This window comes from Nocardiopsis sp. NRRL B-16309 (genome assembly GCF_001279585.1).
GTDB lineage: Bacteria > Actinomycetota > Actinomycetes > Streptosporangiales > Streptosporangiaceae > Nocardiopsis.
Genome location: NZ_LGEC01000072.1, coordinates 75,865 through 95,197, shown reverse-complemented (window position 1 = coordinate 95,197; position 19,333 = coordinate 75,865). Strand labels below are relative to the sequence as shown.

19 protein-coding genes are annotated in these 19,333 nt (G+C 72.3%); 12 read left to right on the top strand and 7 right to left on the bottom strand.

What is annotated here, in order from left to right; all coding sequences use genetic code 11:
- The first annotated feature begins 26 nt into the window (after positions 1-26).
- The 5 genes from ADL05_RS14125 (at position 27) to ADL05_RS14105 (ending at position 5,323) form a co-directional block, all read left to right on the top strand.
- The gene (locus ADL05_RS14125; protein WP_053617409.1) at positions 27-1,181 is read left to right on the top strand and encodes a Gfo/Idh/MocA family protein; all 1,155 of its coding nucleotides are present in this window, start codon (positions 27-29) and stop codon (positions 1,179-1,181) included.
- Complete coding sequence (locus tag ADL05_RS14120; RefSeq protein ID WP_053617408.1) at positions 1,178-2,338, top strand: dihydrodipicolinate synthase family protein; 1,161 nt, start codon at positions 1,178-1,180, stop codon at positions 2,336-2,338. The genes ADL05_RS14125 and ADL05_RS14120 overlap by 4 nt, the downstream gene beginning before the upstream one ends.
- Positions 2,335-3,252: a sugar phosphate isomerase/epimerase gene (locus ADL05_RS14115; protein WP_231640744.1), complete on the top strand. Its 918-nt coding sequence runs from the start codon at positions 2,335-2,337 to the stop codon at positions 3,250-3,252. The genes ADL05_RS14120 and ADL05_RS14115 overlap by 4 nt, the downstream gene beginning before the upstream one ends.
- A 74-nt stretch (positions 3,253-3,326) precedes the next feature.
- Positions 3,327-4,232 carry a 5-dehydro-4-deoxyglucarate dehydratase gene (locus ADL05_RS14110; RefSeq protein WP_053617407.1) on the top strand — a complete coding sequence of 302 codons (906 nt, stop codon included), beginning with the start codon at positions 3,327-3,329 and terminating at the stop codon, positions 4,230-4,232.
- 2 nt (positions 4,233-4,234) lie between these two features.
- Positions 4,235-5,323, top strand: coding sequence for a mandelate racemase/muconate lactonizing enzyme family protein (locus ADL05_RS14105; RefSeq protein WP_053617406.1), 1,089 nt, complete (start codon positions 4,235-4,237; stop codon positions 5,321-5,323).
- Between the two features lie 98 nt (positions 5,324-5,421).
- Here the strand turns inward: ADL05_RS14105 and ADL05_RS14100 are convergent, their stop codons facing one another.
- The gene (locus ADL05_RS14100; protein ID WP_053617405.1) at positions 5,422-5,907 is read right to left on the bottom strand and encodes a MarR family winged helix-turn-helix transcriptional regulator; all 486 of its coding nucleotides are present in this window, start codon (positions 5,905-5,907) and stop codon (positions 5,422-5,424) included.
- Positions 5,908-6,019: 112 nt separating this feature from the next.
- Between ADL05_RS14100 and ADL05_RS14095 the strand changes: the two genes are divergently transcribed.
- Together ADL05_RS14095 and ADL05_RS14090 are read left to right on the top strand one after the other, a co-directional pair.
- Positions 6,020-7,120: an epoxide hydrolase family protein gene (locus ADL05_RS14095; RefSeq protein WP_053617404.1), complete on the top strand. Its 1,101-nt coding sequence runs from the start codon at positions 6,020-6,022 to the stop codon at positions 7,118-7,120.
- A gap of 71 nt (positions 7,121-7,191) precedes the next feature.
- Entirely contained in the window at positions 7,192-7,617 is a 426-nt protein-coding gene (locus ADL05_RS14090) for a DUF2784 domain-containing protein (protein WP_053617403.1), read from the top strand.
- Positions 7,618-7,629: 12 nt separating this feature from the next.
- Here ADL05_RS14090 and ADL05_RS14085 read toward each other — a convergent pair whose 3' ends face one another.
- The 5 genes from ADL05_RS14085 to ADL05_RS14065 form a co-directional block, all read right to left on the bottom strand.
- On the bottom strand, positions 7,630-8,664 hold the full coding sequence (locus ADL05_RS14085) for a LacI family DNA-binding transcriptional regulator (RefSeq protein WP_053617402.1): 1,035 nt from the start codon (positions 8,662-8,664) through the stop codon (positions 7,630-7,632).
- A gap of 70 nt (positions 8,665-8,734) precedes the next feature.
- Positions 8,735-9,637 (bottom strand): NAD(P)-dependent oxidoreductase, encoded by a 903-nt coding sequence (locus ADL05_RS14080; protein WP_053617401.1) that lies wholly within the window; start codon positions 9,635-9,637, stop codon positions 8,735-8,737.
- 49 nt (positions 9,638-9,686) lie between these two features.
- Entirely contained in the window at positions 9,687-10,532 is an 846-nt protein-coding gene (locus ADL05_RS14075; RefSeq protein WP_053617400.1) for a PmoA family protein, read from the bottom strand.
- Positions 10,533-10,563: 31 nt separating this feature from the next.
- Positions 10,564-11,733, bottom strand: a complete 1,170-nt coding sequence (locus ADL05_RS14070) for a Gfo/Idh/MocA family protein (protein ID WP_053617399.1) — start codon at positions 11,731-11,733, stop codon at positions 10,564-10,566.
- Entirely contained in the window at positions 11,730-13,049 is a 1,320-nt protein-coding gene (locus tag ADL05_RS14065; RefSeq protein ID WP_053617398.1) for a Gfo/Idh/MocA family protein, read from the bottom strand. Before ADL05_RS14065 ends, ADL05_RS14070 begins: the two co-directional genes overlap by 4 nt.
- A 438-nt stretch (positions 13,050-13,487) precedes the next feature.
- Here ADL05_RS14065 and ADL05_RS14060 point away from each other — a divergent pair, with 438 nt between their 5' ends.
- From ADL05_RS14060 to ADL05_RS14050, 3 genes are read left to right on the top strand one after another with little or no spacing between them, the layout of a single operon-like run.
- On the top strand, positions 13,488-14,453 hold the full coding sequence (locus ADL05_RS14060; protein WP_053617397.1) for a carbohydrate ABC transporter permease: 966 nt from the start codon (positions 13,488-13,490) through the stop codon (positions 14,451-14,453).
- Entirely contained in the window at positions 14,443-15,318 is an 876-nt protein-coding gene (locus ADL05_RS14055) for a carbohydrate ABC transporter permease (protein ID WP_053617396.1), read from the top strand. The genes ADL05_RS14060 and ADL05_RS14055 overlap by 11 nt, the downstream gene beginning before the upstream one ends.
- Positions 15,319-15,336: 18 nt before the next feature.
- Positions 15,337-16,686 (top strand): ABC transporter substrate-binding protein, encoded by a 1,350-nt coding sequence (locus tag ADL05_RS14050; protein WP_053617395.1) that lies wholly within the window; start codon positions 15,337-15,339, stop codon positions 16,684-16,686.
- A 76-nt stretch (positions 16,687-16,762) separates the two neighbouring features.
- Here ADL05_RS14050 and ADL05_RS14045 read toward each other — a convergent pair whose 3' ends face one another.
- A complete protein-coding gene (locus ADL05_RS14045; protein WP_053617394.1) occupies positions 16,763-17,296 on the bottom strand; it encodes a GNAT family N-acetyltransferase in 534 nt (177 codons plus the stop codon).
- 42 nt (positions 17,297-17,338) lie between these two features.
- Between ADL05_RS14045 and ADL05_RS14040 the strand changes: the two genes are divergently transcribed.
- Both ADL05_RS14040 and ADL05_RS14035 read left to right on the top strand, forming a co-directional pair.
- Positions 17,339-17,902 (top strand): XRE family transcriptional regulator, encoded by a 564-nt coding sequence (locus ADL05_RS14040; RefSeq protein WP_053617393.1) that lies wholly within the window; start codon positions 17,339-17,341, stop codon positions 17,900-17,902.
- Between the two features lie 356 nt (positions 17,903-18,258).
- Positions 18,259-19,302 (top strand): EamA family transporter, encoded by a 1,044-nt coding sequence (locus tag ADL05_RS14035; RefSeq protein ID WP_082376379.1) that lies wholly within the window; start codon positions 18,259-18,261, stop codon positions 19,300-19,302.
- The last annotated feature ends 31 nt before the right edge of the window (positions 19,303-19,333 follow it).

The window sequence follows — 19,333 nt, the reverse complement described above, 5'->3', positions numbered from 1 at the left end:
TACCTACTGAGAGGCGGAAAAGACACATGCGTGATCACGTGCTTGGTGTCGCCATGAACGGCGTCACCGGACGCATGGGGTACCGGCAGCACCTGACCCGGTCGATCCTGGCCATCCGCGAGGCGGGCGGCGTCGCCCTGCCCGACGGGTCCCGGATCATCCCCGAGCCGGTCCTGGTGGGCCGCAACGAGCGCAAACTGAGCGAGATCGCCGAGCGCCACGGCATCGAGCGCTGGACCACGGACCTGGACTCGGTCCTGTCCGACGACGGTATCTCCCTCTACTTCGACGCGCAGATCACGCACGCCCGCGAGGCCGCCGTACGCGCCGCCATCGCCGCGGGCAAGCACGTCTACGTCGAAAAACCCACGGCGAGCACCCTCAGCGCCGCTTTGGAGCTGGCCAAGCTCGCCCGCGACGCGGGCGTGTGCAACGGCGTGGTCCAGGACAAGCTCTTCCTTCCCGGCCTGCTCAAGCTGCGCCGCCTGATCGACTCCGGCTTCTTCGGCGAGATCCTGTCCATCCGCGGCGAGTTCGGCTACTGGGTCTTCGAGGGCGACTGGCAGCCCGGCCAGCGCCCCAGCTGGAACTACCGCGCCGAGGAGGGCGGCGGCATGGTGCTGGACATGTTCCCGCACTGGCACTACATCCTGGAGCACCTCTTCGGCCAGGTGCGCAGCGTCACCGCGAAGGTGGCCACGCACATCCCCCGCCGCTGGGACGAGAACGGCGAGCCCTACCAGGCCACCGCCGACGACTCCGCCTACGGCATCTTCGAGCTCGACGGCGGTGTCATCGCGCAGATCAACTCCTCCTGGAACGTGCGCGTGGCCCGCGACGAGCTGGTGGAGTTCCAGGTCGACGGCACCCACGGCAGCGCCGTGGCGGGGCTGCGCTCCTGCCGCGTCCAGCACCGCTCGGCCACGCCCAAGGCGGTCTGGAACCCCGACCTGGCCGACGACGGCCGCTACCGCGAGCAGTGGGAGCAGGTGCCCGACAACACCGAGTTCCCCAACGGGTTCCGCGCCCAGTGGGAGAACTTCCTGCGGCACGTGGTCACCGGCTCGCCCTTCCCGCACGACCTGCTCTCGGGGGCCCGCGGCCTGCAGATGGCCGAGGCCGGCCTGCGCTCGGCCGCCGAGGGCCACACCGTGGAACTGGACGAGGTCACCCTGTCATGAACACCCTGAGACTGCCCACCGACGACGGGCGGATCGAGGCCTACACCCTGCGCGGTACGCCTGTGGCGGCCTCGCCCCTGCCCCCGGCCCGCACCCGTACCGCCTACGCCGCGGCCCACGTGGTCGCCGACCCCGCGCGCCCCAACGCGCCCGGTGCCCCCGCGGCGGTGGACTGGCAGGCCACGCTCGCCTTCCGCCACCACCTGTGGGACCAGGGGCTGGGCGTGGCCGACGCCATGGACACCGCCCAGCGCGGCATGGGCCTGGACTGGGCGGCCACCGCCGAGCTCATCGGCAGGTCCGGCGCGCAGGCCGCCGAGCGCGGCGCCGCCCTGGCATGCGGTGTGGGCACCGACCAGATCGCCTCTTCGCGGACCGACCTGGAAAGCGTTATCACGGCGTATGAGGAGCAACTGGACGTCGTCCAGGCGGCCGGGGCCACCCCCGTCCTGATGGCCTCCCGCGCACTGGCCGCCTCCGCGCAGGGGCCCGACGACTACGCCCGCGTCTACGCCCGGCTGCTCAAGCGGGCCGAGCGCCCGGTGATCCTGCACTGGCTGGGCACCGCGTTCGACCCGGCCCTGGCCGGCTACTGGGGCTACGCCGACCCCGCCGAGGCGATCGAACCCGTCGCCGGGCTCATCGCCGAGCACGCCCAGGCCGTGGAGGGCATCAAGGTCTCCCTGCTGGACGCCTCCCTGGAGGTGCGCCTGCGCCGGCTGCTGCCCGAGGGCGTGCGCCTGTACACCGGCGACGACTTCAACTACCCCGAGCTGATCCAGGGCGACGACCAGGGCCACTCCCACGCCCTGCTCGGCATCTTCGCCGCCATCGCGCCCGCCGCCGCCCGGGCGCTGGCCGCCCTGGACGAGGGCGACACCGCCCGCTACCGGGCCCTGATGGAGCCCACCGTCCCCCTGGCCCGGCACCTGTTCGCCGCCCCCACCTTCTACTACAAGGCCGGCATCGCCTTCCTGTCCTGGCTCAACGGCCACCAGAAGGGCTTCCACATGGTGGGCGGGCTGCACAGCGCGCGCGACCTGCCCCACCTGGCCCAGGTCGTGCGCCTGGCCGACGCGGCCGGGGCGCTCAGCGACCCCGAACTGGCCGTGGCGCGCATGCGCGCCCTGCTGGAGGTCTCGGGGGTGGAGCAGTGACCGCGACCGCCTCCGGGCCGGGGCCGATCACCCCCACCGCCGTGGACCTGCCCTCCGGGCGCCCCGCCGGAATACCGACCCCCCTGCCCGGCGACCCCGCGCTGGCCCGGCTCTCCCTCAACCAGGCCACCGTCAAGTACTGGAACCTGGTGCAGGCGGTGGACGGCTGCCTGCGGGCGGGGCTGCCCGCCATCGGCGTGTGGCGCGAACCGGTCGCCGAGATGGGGCTGGCCGAGGCCGCCCGCCTGGTGCGCCGGTCCGGTCTGCGCGTGTCCTCCTACTGCCGGGCCGGGTTCCTGACCGGGCCCGACCGCGCGCGGGTGCTGGAGGACAACCGCCGCGCCATCGACGAGGCCGCCGAGCTGGGCGCGCCCTGTCTGGTGATGGTGGTGGGCGGGCTGCCCGAGGGCGAGCGCGACCTGGCCGCGGTGCGCGAGCGCATGGTCGAGGTGCTGGCCGAGCTGGTGCCCTACGCCCTCGAACGCGGTGTGCGCCTGGCCCTGGAGCCCCTGCACCCGATGTTCTGCGCCGACCGCGCCGTGCTCTCCACCCTGGGCCAGGCCCTGGACGTCGCCGAACGGTTCGACGCCCGCGCGGTGGGCGTGGTCGTCGACGCCTACCACGTGTGGTGGGACCCGCAGGTGTACGCCCAGATCGCCCGGGCCGGCGCGGGCGGGCGCATCGCCTCCTTCCAGGCGTGCGACTGGGAGCTGCCGATCCCCTCCGACGCGCTGCTGGGCCGCGGCATGGTCGGTGACGGCCACGCCGACGTGCGCGGTCTGCGCCGGGCCGTGGACGCGGCGGGCTACACCGGTGACATCGAGGTGGAGATCTTCAACGAGCGCGTCTGGTCGGCCGACGGCGACGAGGTGATCGCGACGGTGGCGCGCCGGCACGTGCAGTACGTCCTGTGACAGGGCCGGGGGCGCACGCCCTCGGCCGACCCCCTGGGCCCGTGGACCGCACGGGCCCGTGAGCGAGGAGTGGCATGAACTTCGACGGAATCCTGTTCTTTCCCCTGACGCCCTTCGACGGTGAGGGCCGGGTCGACGAGGACGTGCTGGCCGAGCACGTGGCCTCGGGGGTCGGGCACGGCGCGGGCGGTGTGTTCGCGGCGTGCGGGACCGGGGAGGTCCACGCCCTCTCGGCCGTCGAGCACGCGGCCGTGGTGCGCCGGTCGGTCCAGGTGACCGCGGGGCGGGTGCCGGTGGTGGCGGGGGCCGGCGGCAGTGTGGGCACGGCGATCGAGCAGGCCGCCTCCGCCCGCGAGCTGGGGGCGGACGCGGTGCTGCTGCTGCCGCCCTACCTGGTGGGCGCCCCGCAGCGGGGCCTGGTGGAGTACGTGCGTACGGTGACCTCGGCGGTGGACATCCCGGTGATCGTCTACCAGCGCGGGTCGATGGTGTTCACGCCCGAGAGCGCGGCCGAGCTGGCGGCGATCCCGAACGTGGTGGGGATCAAGGACGGGACGGGCGACCTGGGGCGCGTGCGCCAGATCGTGCTGGCCGTGCGTGCGCTGCGCGGTGCGGAGTTCACGTTCTTCAACGGGCTGCCCACGGCGGAGCTGACCGTGCCGGCCTACAGCGCGGTGGGTGTTCCGCTCTACTCCTCGGCGGCGTTCGCGTTCGTGCCGGAGGTGGCCAACGCCTTCTTCACGGCGGTGCACGCGGGTGACGAGTTGGCCGAGACCCTCACGCGCGAGTTCTTCGAGCCGCTGGTGCGTCTGCGCGACCGGGTGCCGGGGTACGCGGTCTCGCTGGTCAAGGCGGGCGCGCGGTTGCGGGGGGTGGACATGGGCGGGGTGCGGGCCCCGTTCGTGGACCCGACCCCCGAGGAGGAGGCCGCTCTGGCCGGGCTCATCGAGACCGGCCTGTCACTGGTCAAGGAGGGCTGAGCGTGCGTGTGAGCGGGGTGGGTGCCCGCGCCTACCGGCTGCCGCTGCACCGTGCCTGGGACGGGGGTGTGGACCGCAACGACCTGGTCGTGGTGCGGGTGCACACCGACACCGGGCAGGTGGGGACGGGTTTCGCCTGGACGCCGCTGATCGGTGCGCGTGCGGTGGAGGCGCTGGTCAACGACGACTGTCCGGCGGCACTGGTGGGCCGCGAGGCCCATCCGGCGCTGTGGGACGAGCTGTGCTGGCACCTGCGGGAGGCGGGCACGAGCGGTCTGACGCTGATGGCGGCGGCGGGGATCGACATCGCCCTGTGGGACCTGCGGGCCCGCGCGGCGGGGGAGAGCCTGGTCGAGGCGGTGGGGCGCCGGCGCGAGTCGGTGTCCGCCTACGGCAGCGGGGTGAACCTGGACTATCCGCTGGCGGACCTGGAGGACCAGGTGCGCCGGTGGGTGGGTGCCGGGCACACCGCGGTCAAGATCAAGGTGGGTTCTGCGGAGCTGTCGCGTGACGTGGAGCGCGTGGGCGCGGTGCGGGAGCTGGTGGGGCCCGAGGGCGTGTTGATGGTGGACGCCAACCAGCGCTGGGACGTGCCGGGGGCGGCGCGGGCGCTGGGCGCGCTGGCGGACTTCGATCCGTTCTTCGTCGAGGAGCCGTTGCCGGCCCAGGATCTGGAGGCGCACGCGCGGCTGCGTGAGCGTACGGGGGTGCCGTTCGCGATCGGTGAGAACCTGCGTACGGTCCAGGAGTTCGAGCGGGCGGTGGAGCTGGGGGTGGTGGACGTGGCCCAGCCCAACGTGGTGCGGGTCGGGGGGATCACGCCGTTCCTGCGGATCGCGGAGTCGATGGCGCGCCGGGGCGTGCCGGTGGCTCCGCACCTGTTGCCGGAGCTGTCGGGTCAGTTGGCGCTGTGCCTGCCCCGGGTGGCGATGGTCGAGGAGATCGATCGCGCGTCCTTCGCCGAGCTGGGTGCGTTGGCCCGCCCCAGCGGGGTGGAGTTCGACCGGGGGCGGGTGCGGGCCGACACCGGGCCCGGCCACGGCCTGGTGTTCGCCGACACGCTCACGCCGGTCGCCGACCACTTCCCCTAGCACTGGTGGTGCGGCCGGTGGTGCGGGGCGTCCTCCTGGTGGGGGCGCCCCGTTTCCGTGGGGCGGGGTGCTTGGTTGCCGTACCGGGGTGGGGCCGGTCAGTGGGGCGGGCGGGTGCGGGTGTGCTGTTCGTGGTGGTCCAGGACGGTGGCGAGCAGGTCGGTCAGGTGGGCGCGTTCGTCGGGGGAGAGGGGGGCCAGGAGGGTGTCCTGGGTCGCGGCCAGTTGCTCTTCGAGCCGTCGCAGCCGGTGTTGGCCCTCGGTGGTCAGGGAGATGATGTTGCGCCGCCGGTCGGCGGGGTCGGGGGTGCGCTCGACGAGGGCGGCCTCGGTGAGTTCGTTGACCGTGGCGACCATGTCGCTGACGTGGATGCCGCTGCGGCGGCCCAGTTCGGCCTGGCTGGCCGGTCCGGAGTCGTGCAGCGTGGCGAGCAGGCGGTAGTGGTAGCCGCGTGCGTTCAGGGAGGAGAACCCGTCGGCCACCAGGCGCTGTGCGTGGTGGGCGGTCTGGTTGAGCAGCCAGCTGGGGGTGCGCTCCCATCGGGCGGCGGGGTGCTCGGGCGGTGTCTGCGGCGGGTTCTGCATGGGTGGGAGTCTAGCGAATCGTTGGGGCGCCCAACGGTCGTGTTATCGTTTGCTCGGTAAACGTTAGTGACACGAACATTCAGGCTCCAAACGAACTCCGGGAGTTGGGACCATGACCACGCCGTTCCGCATCGCCGTCCCCCAGGCCGACCTCGACGACCTGGCCGACCGCCTCTCCCGCACCCGCTGGCCCAACGAGGTGGCGGGCGCCGGGTGGGACTACGGCTTCCCGCTGGCCAGACTCAAGGAGCTGGCCGAGCACTGGCGCACCCGCTACGACTGGCGCGCCCACGAGGCCCGGCTCAACGCGCTGCCGCACTTCACCACCGAGATCGACGGACAGAACATCCACTTCGTCCACGTGCGCTCCCCGAACCCGGACGCGCTCGCGCTGGTGCTCACCCACGGCTGGCCCGGCTCGTTCCTGGAGTTCCTCGACGTCATCGAGCCGCTCTCGCGCGACTTCCACCTCGTGATCCCCTCCCTGCCCGGCTTCGGGTTCTCCGGACCCACACACGAGCGCGGCTGGGACATCGTCCGCATCGCGCGGGCCTGGGCCGAACTGATGGACCGGCTCGGCTACGAGCGCTACGGCGCCCAAGGCGGCGACTTCGGCTCGGGCGTGTCCACGGCGCTCGGCGCGGTGGCGCCCGAGCGGGTCGTGGGCGTGCACGTCAACTACCTGCCGACCCGGCCCGACCCGGACGCCGGCGTCGCCCTGACCGAGACCGACCAGGCCCGGCTGGACAGGGTCAGGCACCTGATGGCCAACCGGCCGCCCTACCAGGCGCTGCAGGCCGCCACCCCGCAGACCATCGGCTACGCGCTGACGGACTCGCCGGTCGGCCAGCTGGCCTGGATCGCCGAGCGCTTCGCCCAGTGGACCGACCCGCGCACGCCGGTCGACGACGAGCGGATCCTCACCGACGTCGCGCTGTACTGGCTGACCGCCACCGCGGCCTCCTCCGCACGGCTGCACCACGACGCCCCCCGGCGCACCGAGCCCTGCCCGGTACCGCTCGGCGTCGCCGTGTTCGCGCACGACATCACCCAGGCGGTGCGTCCCCTGGCCGAGCGGCTCTACGACATCCGGCACTGGTCGGAGTTCGAGCGCGGCGGCCACTTCGCCGCGATGGAGGTGCCCGGCCTGCTCGCCGGGGACGTGCGGGACTTCTTCCGCACCCTCGCCGAGGAGGGGGCCCGGGTCGACTGAGTACGGGTACTCAGCGGCTTCTGGGTCGCCGTGCGCATGTGCGGCCAGGGCGCGGAGCCTAGGTTCGGGGCATGACCCACCTCCTCATCGGCCACACGGCGATGGTCCTGCACTTCGCGTTCTTCGGCTACGTCGTCCTCGGGGGCTTCCTGGCCTGGCGGTGGCCGCGTGCGCTGTGGCCGCACGTGGGCACCGCCGCCTACGCGCTGGGCATCGTCATCGTCGACTGGCCGTGCGTGCTGACCGAGGTCGAGAACTGGTCGCGGGCGGCGACCGGGCGCACGGTGATGGAGTCGGGCTTCATCGACTTCCACATCACCGGGACCCTCTATCCGCCGGAGCACCTGCTGACCTCGCGCCTGGTGATCGCGGGGGTCATCGCGCTCTCATGGGCGGGCGCCGCGGTGGTGCGCGCCCGATGCCGGGACGGGCGCCCGCGCCGGGCGCAGTCCGGACACGGCACGGCCCCGGGCGCGCGCACGCACCAGGGGCCGTGAGCCTGGTCGGGATCAGCCGGTCTTGGCCGGGCCCGTGCTCTCGCGCTCGACGACCTCGCCCTTGACCGTCACCACGCGCGGCTGTTCGGCGGGCTCGCCGTCCAGCGCCAGCTGCGCGGCCATCTCGCCCATCTCCTCCAGGGGCAGGCGGACGGTGGTCAGGGCCGGGGTCAGGTCGCGCAGGGTGGGGATGTCGTCGAACCCGGCCACCGACAGATCCTGGGGCACCCGCATGCCCAGGTCGCGCAGGGCCGCCATCGCGCCGGTGGCCATGACGTCGTTGACCGCGAACAGGCAGGTGGCGTCGGTGCCCACCGCCATCAGCCTGCGGGTGGACTCATAACCGCCGTCCCGGGTGAAGGCCCCGTGCACCACGTTGTGGTGGGCCAGTTCCAGCCCGGCGCCCGAGAGCGCGGAGTGGAACCCGTCCAACCGCTCGCGGGCGGTCTGCAGGTCGGTGGGCCCGGCCAGGATCGCGAACTCCCGGTGGCCCTGGGCGATGAGGTGCCGTGCCAGGTCGGCCGACCCGGTGTGGTTGTCGGGGGTGACGGTGTCGGCGGGCAGGCCCTCCTGGGACACGCACGCCACCCGGCCGCCCTGGCGGCGGAACATGGTGATCTCCTCGGCCAGGCGCCGGTTGCTCTCCTCGTCGGTGGAGCGCGAACCCACCAGCACCACCGCGCGCGCCCGGTGGGCGCGCAGGGTGGCCAGGATGCGGCCCTCGTTCTGCGGGGCGTGGCTGGTGGTGCCCAGGACCAGGACCAGTCCCTGCGCCTCGGTCTGCCGGGTGACGCCGGCCGCGATCGAGGAGAAGTAGGGGTCGGCGATGTCGTGGACGATCAGCCCGACCAGCGAACTGCTGTTGCGGGCCAGCGTCTGGGCGGAGGCGTTGGCCAGGTAGCCCAGTTCCTGGGCGCTGGCCGTCACCTTGTCCCGGAGCTTCTGGCTCACCTGGCGGGTACTGCCGTTGATGACCCTCGAAGCCGTGGCCAGGGACACCCCGGCGTGTTCGGCGACCTGCTCCAACGTCACGTAACCGGAGTTCACGCCGCTTCCTCTCCTGCTGCGCGCCACTGGAAAACTCTTTCCTCTCTAGCGTAGCGGAGCGTGCGCGCGGTCAGCGGCGTTCGAGTGCGTCCAGGACGTGGGCGGGCACCTGCTCGCGCCAGGTGCGGGAGGGGTTCCACCCCAGTGCCTCGCGGGCGGCCCGCGAGCTGAAGACGGCCCCGCCGCCGGCCAGCGCGGCGGCGTGCTCGGCCGTGGCGGGGTGGTACTTCGGCAGCAGGGCGTCCACCGGGCCCGGGGCCAGGGGGTCGGCGGCCATGGCGTTGAACACCTGGCCGCCGGTGACCCGGTCGGGGTTCTCGATCACCAGCGCGAACAGCTCCCCGGCGTCGCGGGCGTCGACGTAGTTGAACAGGGAGGCGGCCGCCAGGGCGGGGTCGGCCAGGCGCTCGGCGATGGTGTGGCCCTGCTGGGTGACCGCGCCCTCCCACTCCTCCGGTGCCACGACGTAGCCGGGGCGCAGGCACGTCATCGTGCAGGCCTGGGCGGTACGGGCCAGGGCCGCCACGGTCTGCTCGATGAAGGCCTTGCTCAGCCCGTAGGCGTGCCAGGGCCTGACCGGGTGCTCCTCGTCCAGGGGCAGGTAGTCGGGCCGCCACGAGGGGGTGTTGTACCCGTAGACCGTCGGGCTGGAGGCGGCCACCGCCGAGCGGGCGCCGTGGGCCTCGGCTGAGGAGAGCACCGCCCAGGCCAGCCGGGCGTTGACGCTGAGGGTGTCCAGGTCGGGGCTGGCGAAGGGGACGGCGATACCGGCCAGGTGGACGACGGCCTCGGGACGGGCGCGGGCGAAGACGTCCTCTCGTTCGGCCGCCACGAGCAGGTCCGCGGTCATCACCTCGGTGCCGGGCGGCGGCGGGGCGGTGTCCACGGAGGTGACGGTGTGGCCGCGCTCGGTGAGGGTGGCCACGACACTGCGGCCGAGCCTTCCCGAGCCGCCGGTGACGAGAACGCGCATAGGAGTCGTCCTTCTGGTGCTGGTGGATGTGGTGGGCGTCCTGCGGTGCTCAGGCCAGGGAGCGGGCGGCCGCGGCCAGGGCGGCGGGGTCGGCGGCGTGGCCGTCGTGGACGGCGGTCCGCAGGCCGCGGCGCAGTTCGGCGCCCGCGGGCAGGGGCAGCCGGGTGTCCCAGGCCAGGGCGGGGCCGACACCGGGGTACTCCCGCGCCCGCAGGAACCAGGGGTCGGTGTCGGGGCCCGTCTGGAGGAAGAGGAGGGTCCAGGGTGCTCCGTCGGCGGTCCCGGACAGGGCGAGCCACGGTGCGCGGGACCCGTGCAGGGCCTGTTCTCCCTCCAGTCCGTCGGGTCCGGTGCACACGGGCGGGGCCGGCGCGTGGGGCGCGCGCCAGAACAGGCCGCCGTATCCGGCGCCGGGGCGGCCGTTGGTGGCGGGGCTGCCCACGCTCAGGTCGCGGCCGGAGGTGTTGCGCAGGCGCACCGACACCTCCAGCACCCAGGTGTGCCCGTCCAGGTCGCGCGCGCGTGTGGTGCGCTCCTCGCGCAGCAGTTCGGCGCCCCCGGGGTCGGTCCAGGACAGGACCTCGACGTGGTGGTCGTCCTCGCGGGCCGTCCACGACACGTGTTCCTGTCGGCCGTGGTTGTCGAGCAGGACCGACCCGCGGTCGGGGGTGAAGGTGCGCCCGCCCCAGAAGCTGGTGCCGGACACGTCGGGCACGGCCACGCTCACACCGAAGTGGTGCAGGTGGTCGGCGGGGCGCTCCTCGGTGACCACGGTGCCGGACTTGGTGCGGACCGGGTGCAGGTAGGGGCGGGGGGACAGGACGGGTTCGATGTCGGTGCCGTCCTGGCGGCTGGCCAGGACGGTGCTGCCGAGTACGAGGTCGACGGTGCTCATGGGGCTGTGGTTCCTCCGGGTGGCCGCGGGTTCAGGACCCGGCGGCCGGCTCCGACCGTTGGGCGGGGTAGCGGGCGGGCTCGAGTTCGCTGAACAGGGACAGGGTCTGGGAGCTGCGGTGGACGAGGGCGTCGATGCCGTCGATGATCCGGCGGGTGCCCTCAGGGGTGCGGGTCACCTCCACGTGGTCGCCGGGCAGCGGGGCCGGGTCCGGGGCGGTGCGGACCGCCTCCAGGACGTGCATGAACGCACGGGTGGCGGCGGGCGGCACGAGCAGCGGCGCTCCCGTGCGCAGGTGGTCGACCAGGTTCTCCAGCAGCGGGGTGCGGGAGTGGGTGGTGGTCTCCGGTGCCCGGCCCGGGCGGTGCACGGTGACGCGGTCCAGGGTGTAGTCCAGGTCGATCCGGCCCAGGTCGCCGTGCACGATCAGGCGCGGGGGCTCGCTGTGCGCGGCGCACAGGGTGACGGCCACCGTGATCGTGGTGCCCTCCGCCGTGCGCAGGCGCAGGCAGGAGGTGTCGTCGCTCTCGATGGGATGGGCGTGGAACAGGTCCAGTTCCACGCTGCGCGGCGCCTGTTCCCCGGCGTCGGCCACGGCCAGGGCGGTGGCGACGGCGTGCGCGAAGGGGTTGGTCAGGGCGCCGTCGACCACGTCGCGGCCCGCGAGGCGGCGGCGGCCGGCCCAGGGCGCGCGGTCGTAGTAGGCGGAGGTGCGCACCCAGGTGCCCTGTCCGCCGATGCCGCGCAGCCGGCCGACGGTGCCCTCGGCGATCATCCGCCGCACCTGGGCCACCGCCTGGGAGCCCAGGCTCTGGAAGCCGATCTGGCAGGCCAGCCCCGAGCGCTCGGCGATCCCGGTGAGTTCCTCGAACTCGGCCAGGGTCGCGGTGGTGGGCTTCTCCAGCAGGACGTGGGAGCCGTGCTCCAGGGCCACGCGCGCCAGGGGCAGGTGGGTGTGGATGGGGGTGACCAGGAGGGTGATCTCGGCGCCGGTGGCGTCGATGGCCTCGCCCAGGTCGGCGTGGAAGGGGAGGGGGCCGTGCCCCTCCAGGTCGTCGCCGGGCTCGGGCGGGCGCTGGTCGCACACGCCGGCCAGGCGGACCAGCCCGGCCGCCACCGGGGCGCGCAGGGCGCGCAGGTGGTGGCGGCCGTGGCCGTGCAGTCCGACCAGGAGGACGGGCACGGGGGCCGGGGTGCTCATGCCTGGTCCTTGAGCAGGTCGGCGACGGTGACGGGGGCGCCCGAGGCGATGGAGGCGTTGGCGGCCAGTCCGGTGAGCAGGGCGTTGCCGCCGTCGGCGTGGTCGGGGCGGACGCCGTCGTCGGCTCCGGAGAACAGGGAGTCGAGCATGACCTGGTCGCCTCCGCCGTGGGGGCCCTCGCCGACGGCGGCGGGGATCTCCTCGGGCGGCTGCCAGTGGCGGCGCAGCCACAGGCGGGCCTGGGAGTGGTCCTTGGGGGCGGGCATGCCGCGCACGGGTGTGTTCTCGTCCTGCTCGGGCGAGGTGTACTCGAACTCGGTCATGTCCAGTTCCAGGCGGCCGCGGCTGCCGGTGAAGGAGATGCGGTAGCCCTCCCAGGGCGCGTAGGCGACCAGGTGGTAGCTCAGCCGCGCGCCGGTGTCGTAGCCCACCAGCACCGACATGTCGTCCTCGATGGTGATACCCGGCCCGAAGACGTTGAGGTCGCGCCGGTAGCCGTCCTCGTGTTCGGCCTCCAGGTAGAGCGCGGTCAGGTCGGGGCTGTCGCTCATGTGCAGGGCGAAGGGGTCGCTCTGCGCGGCGGGGGCCTGGTGGCCGCGCTCGTACTGGGCGCCCAGGCCGTGGCGGCGGGCGTTGTCGGGCCCGTAGAAGAACAGCCCGCCCTGGGCGAAGACCTGGGTGGGGGCGGCGCCGATCCACCAGTTGACGAGGTCGAAGTGGTGGCTGGCCTTGTGCACGAGCAGACCGCCGGACTGGGACTTGTCGCGGTGCCAGCGGCGGAAGTAGTCGGCGCCGTGGCGCAGGTCCAGCAGCCACTCGAAGTGGACCGAGCCGATCTCGCCGATGGCTCCGGAGGCCAGCAGGTCGCGGACCTGGCGGTGGACGGGGTTGTAGCGGTAGTTGAAGCCCACCGTGACGCGGCGGCCGGTGCGGGCCTGGGCCTCGTTGATGCGGCGCAGGCCGTCCAGGTCGGCGGTCATGGGCTTCTCGGTGATCGCGTCGACGCCGGCGTCCAGGGCGGCCACGACGTAGTCGGCGTGGGTGCGGTCGACCGTGCACACGATGACCTCGTCCACGCGCTCCTCCCGCAGCATGCGGGAGAAGTCCTCGGCGGCGTAGGTGGGCACCGGGTCGAGTCCGGCGTCGGTGACGATGCGGTTGTGGACGGCCATCCGCGTGCTGTTGGTGTCGCACAACGCGACAAGTCTTCCCTGGTCACGATGGGTGCTCGTGAGGGCCCAGGTGTACATCCGGGCGCGCGACCCGGTTCCGACGATGGCGTACCTGCGTAGAGTGGTGTCGTTCACAATCGACATGGTAAACGCTTTCCTGCCATCAGGACAAGAGGACCCCCGCCGAGACGGGGAGGGTCGTCACCTGATCGTCAATTACCCCAGTGTGTTCATAGAGTTTCACACAGTGACGCTCACGTGAGGAATCGACGCGGATGGCTCGTATTCATCGGGTTTTCCGCGGGGAAAGCGCCGCCGCCCCTGTAACGATCCGGGGTGTAGATGGCGTTCAGGGGGAAACGAGTCGTTGACACCCATGAAACCCGGTGCTAGAAACTGAACATCCTAGTACGTGGATAGCGCTTACCAAGTCGGTCGTCGCTGATCCGGCCCGTGTTCTCGGACACGTTCCACGCACTTCACCGTGTCCCTCCAGCGAGATTGGCGGTCTCCAGTCATGAAACCAGGCCCGAACGTGCTCGCCGCCACCGCGGCGGCCGCCCTCCGGGGTGGTGGAACGCCGTGAGCGCGCTGCTCCAGCGCAGGCCCAAGGCGGACCCCGTCGCGGCCGCGCCCGCCGCCAGGACCAGGACCCGCGCCCGCAACCAGGGCGCCAAGCAGCGCGAGAACCTCGCGGCGTACGGCTTCCTGGCCCCGTGGTTCGTCGGACTGCTCTTCATCACCGCGGGCCCCCTGCTGGCCTCCCTGTACTTCTCCTTCACCGACTACAACCTCATCGGCGACCACAGCTGGGTCGGTCTGGAGAACTACAGCCGCATGCTCGAGGACGAGCGGCTGCACAACTCCCTGCGGGTCACCTTCACCTACGTGTTCGTGTCGGTGCCGCTCCAGCTGGTGCTCGCGCTGGCCCTGGCGATGGTCCTGGACCGGGGAGTCCGCGGGCTGCCGCTGTACAGGTCGGTCTACTACCTGCCCTCACTGCTGGGCGGCAGCGTCGCGATCGCCATTCTCTGGCGCCAGGTCTTCGGCGCCAACGGCCTGATCAACCAGGTCCTGGGCTTCTTCGGCATCCAGGGCGAGGGCTGGGTCTCCCACCCCGACTACGCCCTGGGCACCCTGATCGTGCTCAACGTGTGGACCTTCGGCGCGCCCATGGTCATCTTCCTGGCCGGCCTGCGCCAGATCCCGCGCATGTACTACGAGGCCGCCTCGGTCGACGGCGCCGGCCCGCTGCACAAGTTCTGGCACATCACGGTCCCGCTGCTCACGCCGATCATCTTCTTCAACCTGGTCCTGCAGATCATCAACGCGTTCCAGACGTTCACGCAGGCCTTCATCGTCAGCGGCGGTACCGGCGGTCCCTCCGACTCCACGATGTTCTACACGCTCTACCTCTACCAACGCGGCTTCGGCTCCTTCGAGATGGGTTACGCCTCGGCGATGGCCTGGCTGCTGCTCATGATCATCGGAGGGTTCACCGCGGTGAACTTCCTCGCGTCCAAGTACTGGGTCTTCTATGGCGACTAAGACGACGGCCCCCGCGACCACGCAGGAGCGCTCCCGGGCCGCACGCACACGACGGCTGATCGTCCACATCGGGCTGATCGGGTTCGGGCTCATCATGCTCTACCCGCTGCTGTGGATGCTCGCCAGTTCCTTCAAGCCGACCGAGGAGATCTTCCGGGCCCCCGGCCTGATCCCCGAGACCTTCCACCCGAGCAACTACACCGAGGGTTGGACGGCGCTGCAGTTCCCGTTCCACCACTACCTGCTCAACTCGGCGATCGTGGTGGTCGGCGCGATCATCGGCAACCTCATCGGATGCTCGATGGCGGCCTACGCCTTCGCCCGCCTGGAGTTCCGGGGCAAGCGGCTCTTCTTCGCCATCATGCTGGCGACCATCATGCTGCCGATCCACGTCGTGATCGTGCCGCAGTACATCATGTTCGCCGAGATCGGCTGGATCAACACCTTCCTGCCGCTGATCGTGCCCAAGCTCCTGGCCACCGACGGCTTCTTCATCTTCCTGATGGTCCAGTTCATCCGCGGCCTGCCCAAGGACCTGGACGAGGCCGCGCGCATCGACGGCTGCGGCCACGTGCGGATCTTCTTCCAGATCATCATGCCGCTGTCGCTGCCGGCCCTGGCCACCACGGCGATCTTCACCTTCATCTGGACCTGGAACGACTTCTTCAGCCAGCTGATCTTCCTCACCAGCCCGGACATGTACACCGTGCCCGTCGCGCTGCGCACCTTCGTGGACTCCAGCTCCCAGACGTCCTGGGGTCCGCTGTTCGCCATGTCGGTGATCGCCCTCGGACCTGTGTTCGGCTTCTTCCTCGCCGGACAGAAGTACCTGGTCAAGGGCATCGCCACCACCGGTATCAAATAGTCGAAGGGACATACGACAATGCGTGCAAACCCTGGCAGCGGGCGCCCCCGGGCCCGCGACCTCAACTCTGACAGGCGCCTACGGCGCAGCTCCCTGCTCAAGATCGCGGCCGGCGTCGGCGCCGTGGTCATGGCCGCCAGCGCCTGCGGCGCGGACTCCGGATCCGAGGACGGCGTGGTCGAACTGCGCTTCTCCTGGTGGGGCGCGGACGACCGCCACGCGGTCACCCAGCAGGTCATCGAGGAGTTCGAGGCCGCCAACCCCGACATCCGCATCGTGGGCGACTACACCGACTGGGGTTCCTACTGGGACCGGCTGGCCACCAGCACCGCGGCCGGCGACGCTCCGGACATCATGACGCAGGAGGAGCGCTACCTGCGCGAGTACGGTGACCGCGGAGCCCTGGCCGACCTGAGCCAGTTCGAGTCGCTCGACCTGTCGAAGATCGACCCGCTGGTCGCCGAGAGCGGCGACATGAACGGCGAGACCTACGGTGTGGCCACCGGCGTGAACGCGTACACGATCATGGCCGACGTGGACGCGTTCGAGGAAGCGGGCGTGGAACTGCCCGACGACGAGTCCTGGAGCTGGGACGACTACGTCGACCTGGCGATCGAGATCTCCGAGGCCACCGACGGCGAGATCGTCGGCACCCAGAGCATGGCCTTCAACGAGGCCGGCTTCCAGATCTTCGCCCGCCAGAAGGGCGAGAACCTCTACAACGAGGACGGCACCCTCGGCTACTCGGAGGAGACGCTGGCCGAGTGGTACGGGCTCATCGACAGGCTCCAGGAGGAGGGCGGTCAGCCCACCGCGTCCGAGAGTGTGGAGATCGAGGCACTGGGCCCCGACGGGTCGGTGCTGGCCGCCAACTCCGGCGCGATGGCACACTTCTGGACCAACCAGCTCGGCCAGCAGACCGACACCTCCGGTCACGAGATCGAGCTGCTGCGCTACCCCGGTGAGACGACCGAGGACCGCAGCGGCATGTTCTTCAAGCCGGCCATGTTCTACTCCGTCTCGGCCGAGTCCGAGCACCCGGAGGAGGCGGCCCGGTTCGTGGACTTCCTCGTCAACAGCAACGAGGCGGCCGAGCTGATCCTGGCCGACCGCGGCCTGCCCGCCAACATCGACGTGCGCGGGCACATCGTCAGCCAGCTGCCCGAGGCCGACGCGCGCAGCGCGGTGTTCCTGTCCGACATCGAGGGCACCATCGAGGACGGCAACCCGCCGCCGCCGATCGGGGCCGGCGAGGTCGTGAACATCGTCAAGCGGGCCTCGGAGGAGATGAGCTTCGGCAACCTGACGCCTGAGGAGGCCGCCGCGCAGTTCACCTCCGAGGTGGAGGCCGCCACGCAGGGCGGCTGACCCCCTCACACGACGGGCCCGGCGATGGGAAGCGCTCAGCTCCCGCCGGGCCCTTCGTGTGCGCGGTGGCCGGGGCTCACGCGTGCGCCGGCACGGAGTCGGCGGTCAGGGAGAGCTGGGCCCAGGCCACGTCGCGCCAGGCGCCGTCCTTGTGGCCGATCTCGCGCAGGACGCCGACCGGTTCGAAGCCCAGGGCGCGGTGCAGGCCCTGGCTGGCGTCGTTGGGCAGGGTCATGCCGGCCAGGGCGGTGTGCATGCCGCGTTCGGCCAGCCGGGGGAGCAGGGCGCCGTAGAGGGCTCGGCCCGCGCCCGTGCGGCGCCGGCCCCGTTCGAGGTAGACGCTGACCTCGCAGGACCACTGGTAGGCGGCGCGGGCGCGGAAGGGGGACCCGTAGGCGTAGCCCACCACACGGCCCTCCTCCTCCAGGACGAGCCAGGCGTGCCTGCGCTGGGAGTCGGCGATGCGCCGGGCCATCTCCTGGACGGTGGGCGGCTCGTACTCGAAGGTGATCGAGGTGTCGGTGACGTAGGGGGCGTAGATCGCCGCGCACGCCCGCGCGTCGGCCGCGGTCGCGTCGCGCACGTGGGCCGTGGTGAGTGGGGTGTCCATGTGTTCACCATAGTGGATGTTTGTGTGCACTATAGTCAACGCATGAGCGATGCACTGGGTTCAGCCCTGGCCACCACCCTGCGGGACCTGCGCAGCTCGCGCGGCCTGTCCGGCGCCGCCCTGGCCGAACGCTCGGGGGTCTCGCGGGCGATGATCAGCAGGGTCGAGCGCGGCGAGACGCAGCCGACCGCGCAACTGCTCGGACGGCTGTCGGCGGCGCTGGGCATGAGCCTGTCGGAGCTGGTGGCCCGGGCCGAGCAGGGGGAGCGGCGGCTGGCGCGCCGCTCGGAGCAGCCGGTGTGGACCGACCCCCTGACCGGCTACCGGCGCCGCGCGGTGACGCCCACCGCGGGCGGGCCGCTGGAGCTGGTGGAGGTCGAACTCCCGCCGGGCGCGGAGGTCTCCTATCCGGCCGACTCCTACCGCCACCTGCACCACCAGATCTGGGTGCTGGAGGGCGAGCTGGCGTTCCAGGAGGGGGACCACCTCCACGAGCTCGGCCCGGGGGACTGCCTGCAGATCGGCGCGCCGGTCCCGTGCGTGTACCGCAACACCTCCGGACGCGCGTGCCGCTACCTGGTGGCGCTGGCCCGCCGGGAGTCCTGAGCCTTTCGCCCGGTCCGCCAGGCAGGGGGCGATGGTGGGCGGGAGGGGTCGGGGCCGAAGGCTCTCGGTTGAGGGTGGAAGCCCCCACTTCGCGCGAAGCGCCGTGGGGCGATGGTGGGCGACGGGCGGGAGGAGCTGGAGCCGAAGGCTCTCGGTTGAGGGTGGAAGCCCCCACTTCGCGCGAAGCGCCGTGGGGCGGTGGAAGCCCCCACTTCGCGCGAAGCGCCGTGGGGCGATGGCGGGCGACGGGTGGGAAGAGCTGGAGCCGAAGGCTCTCGGTTGAGGGTGGAAGCCCCCCTCGCGAAGCGCCGTGGGGCGATGGCGGGCGACGGGCGGGAAGGTCACCGCCCGGCCGTATGATCTGGTCCGATCATCCCCTCTCGACTCCGGAGGTCGGCGTGTCCGTGGAGCCCGTGCGTCACCGCGCCTCGGGGCTGGCGTTCGCGCTGGCCGCGGCCCTGTTCTTCGGCGGGGCCGGGGTGGCCGCCCGCCCGCTGCTGGACGCCGGAATGGACCCCCTCCAGGTCACCTGGCTGCGCCTGGCCGGAGCCGCGCTGCTGCTGTCCCCGGTGGCGCTCCTGCACTGGCGGGTGCTGGTGCGGCGGCCACTGCTCGTCGTGGCCTACGGAGTCTTCCCGATGGCCGGGGTCCAGGCCCTGTACTTCGCGGCCGTGGACCGGATCCCGGTGGGCATCGCGCTGCTGATCGAGTTCCTCGGCCCCGTCCTGCTGCTGGTGTGGTTCCGCCTCGTGCGCCGGACCCGGGTGGCCCCGGCCGCGGCGGTGGGCGTGGTCCTGGCGGTGGCCGGGCTCGGCCTGCTGCTGGAGGTCTGGTCGGGGATGAGCCTGGACCCCGTCGGTGTGGCGCTCGCGCTGGGCGCGGCGGCGGCGCAGGTGGGGTTCTTCCTGCTGTCGGACGCCACGGGCGAGGACGCGGACCCGCTGGCCGTGATCGCCATCGGGTCGATGGTGGCGGCCGCGCTGCTCGCCGTCCTCGCGCGCCCGTGGACGGTCCCGTGGGGGACGCTGGCCGAGCCGCTACCGCTCGGCGGAGCGCAGGTGCCCGGCTGGGCGATCGCGCTGTGGTTGGCGCTGGTGTGCACGGCGCTGGCCTACTTCGCCGGGGTGGGAGCGGTGCGCCGGCTCTCCCCGCAGGTCGCCGGGGGCGTGGCCTACCTGGAGGTGGTGACCGCGATCGTCCTGGCGTGGGTGCTGTTGGGCGAGGCGCTGAGCACCGTGCAGGTCGTGGGCGCGGTCGTCATCGTGGCGGGCGCCTTCATCACCCAGACGGCGGTGCCCTCGGGGCCCGCGCCGACCGGGACCGGTGGGGAGCCGCGGGACGCTGAACCCGGGCTCGTGTCGGCGGCCGGCACCGCGGGCACGGACCCGCAGGAGAGCTGAGGCGCGGCCGGGACGGATCCGGGTCGGGCCC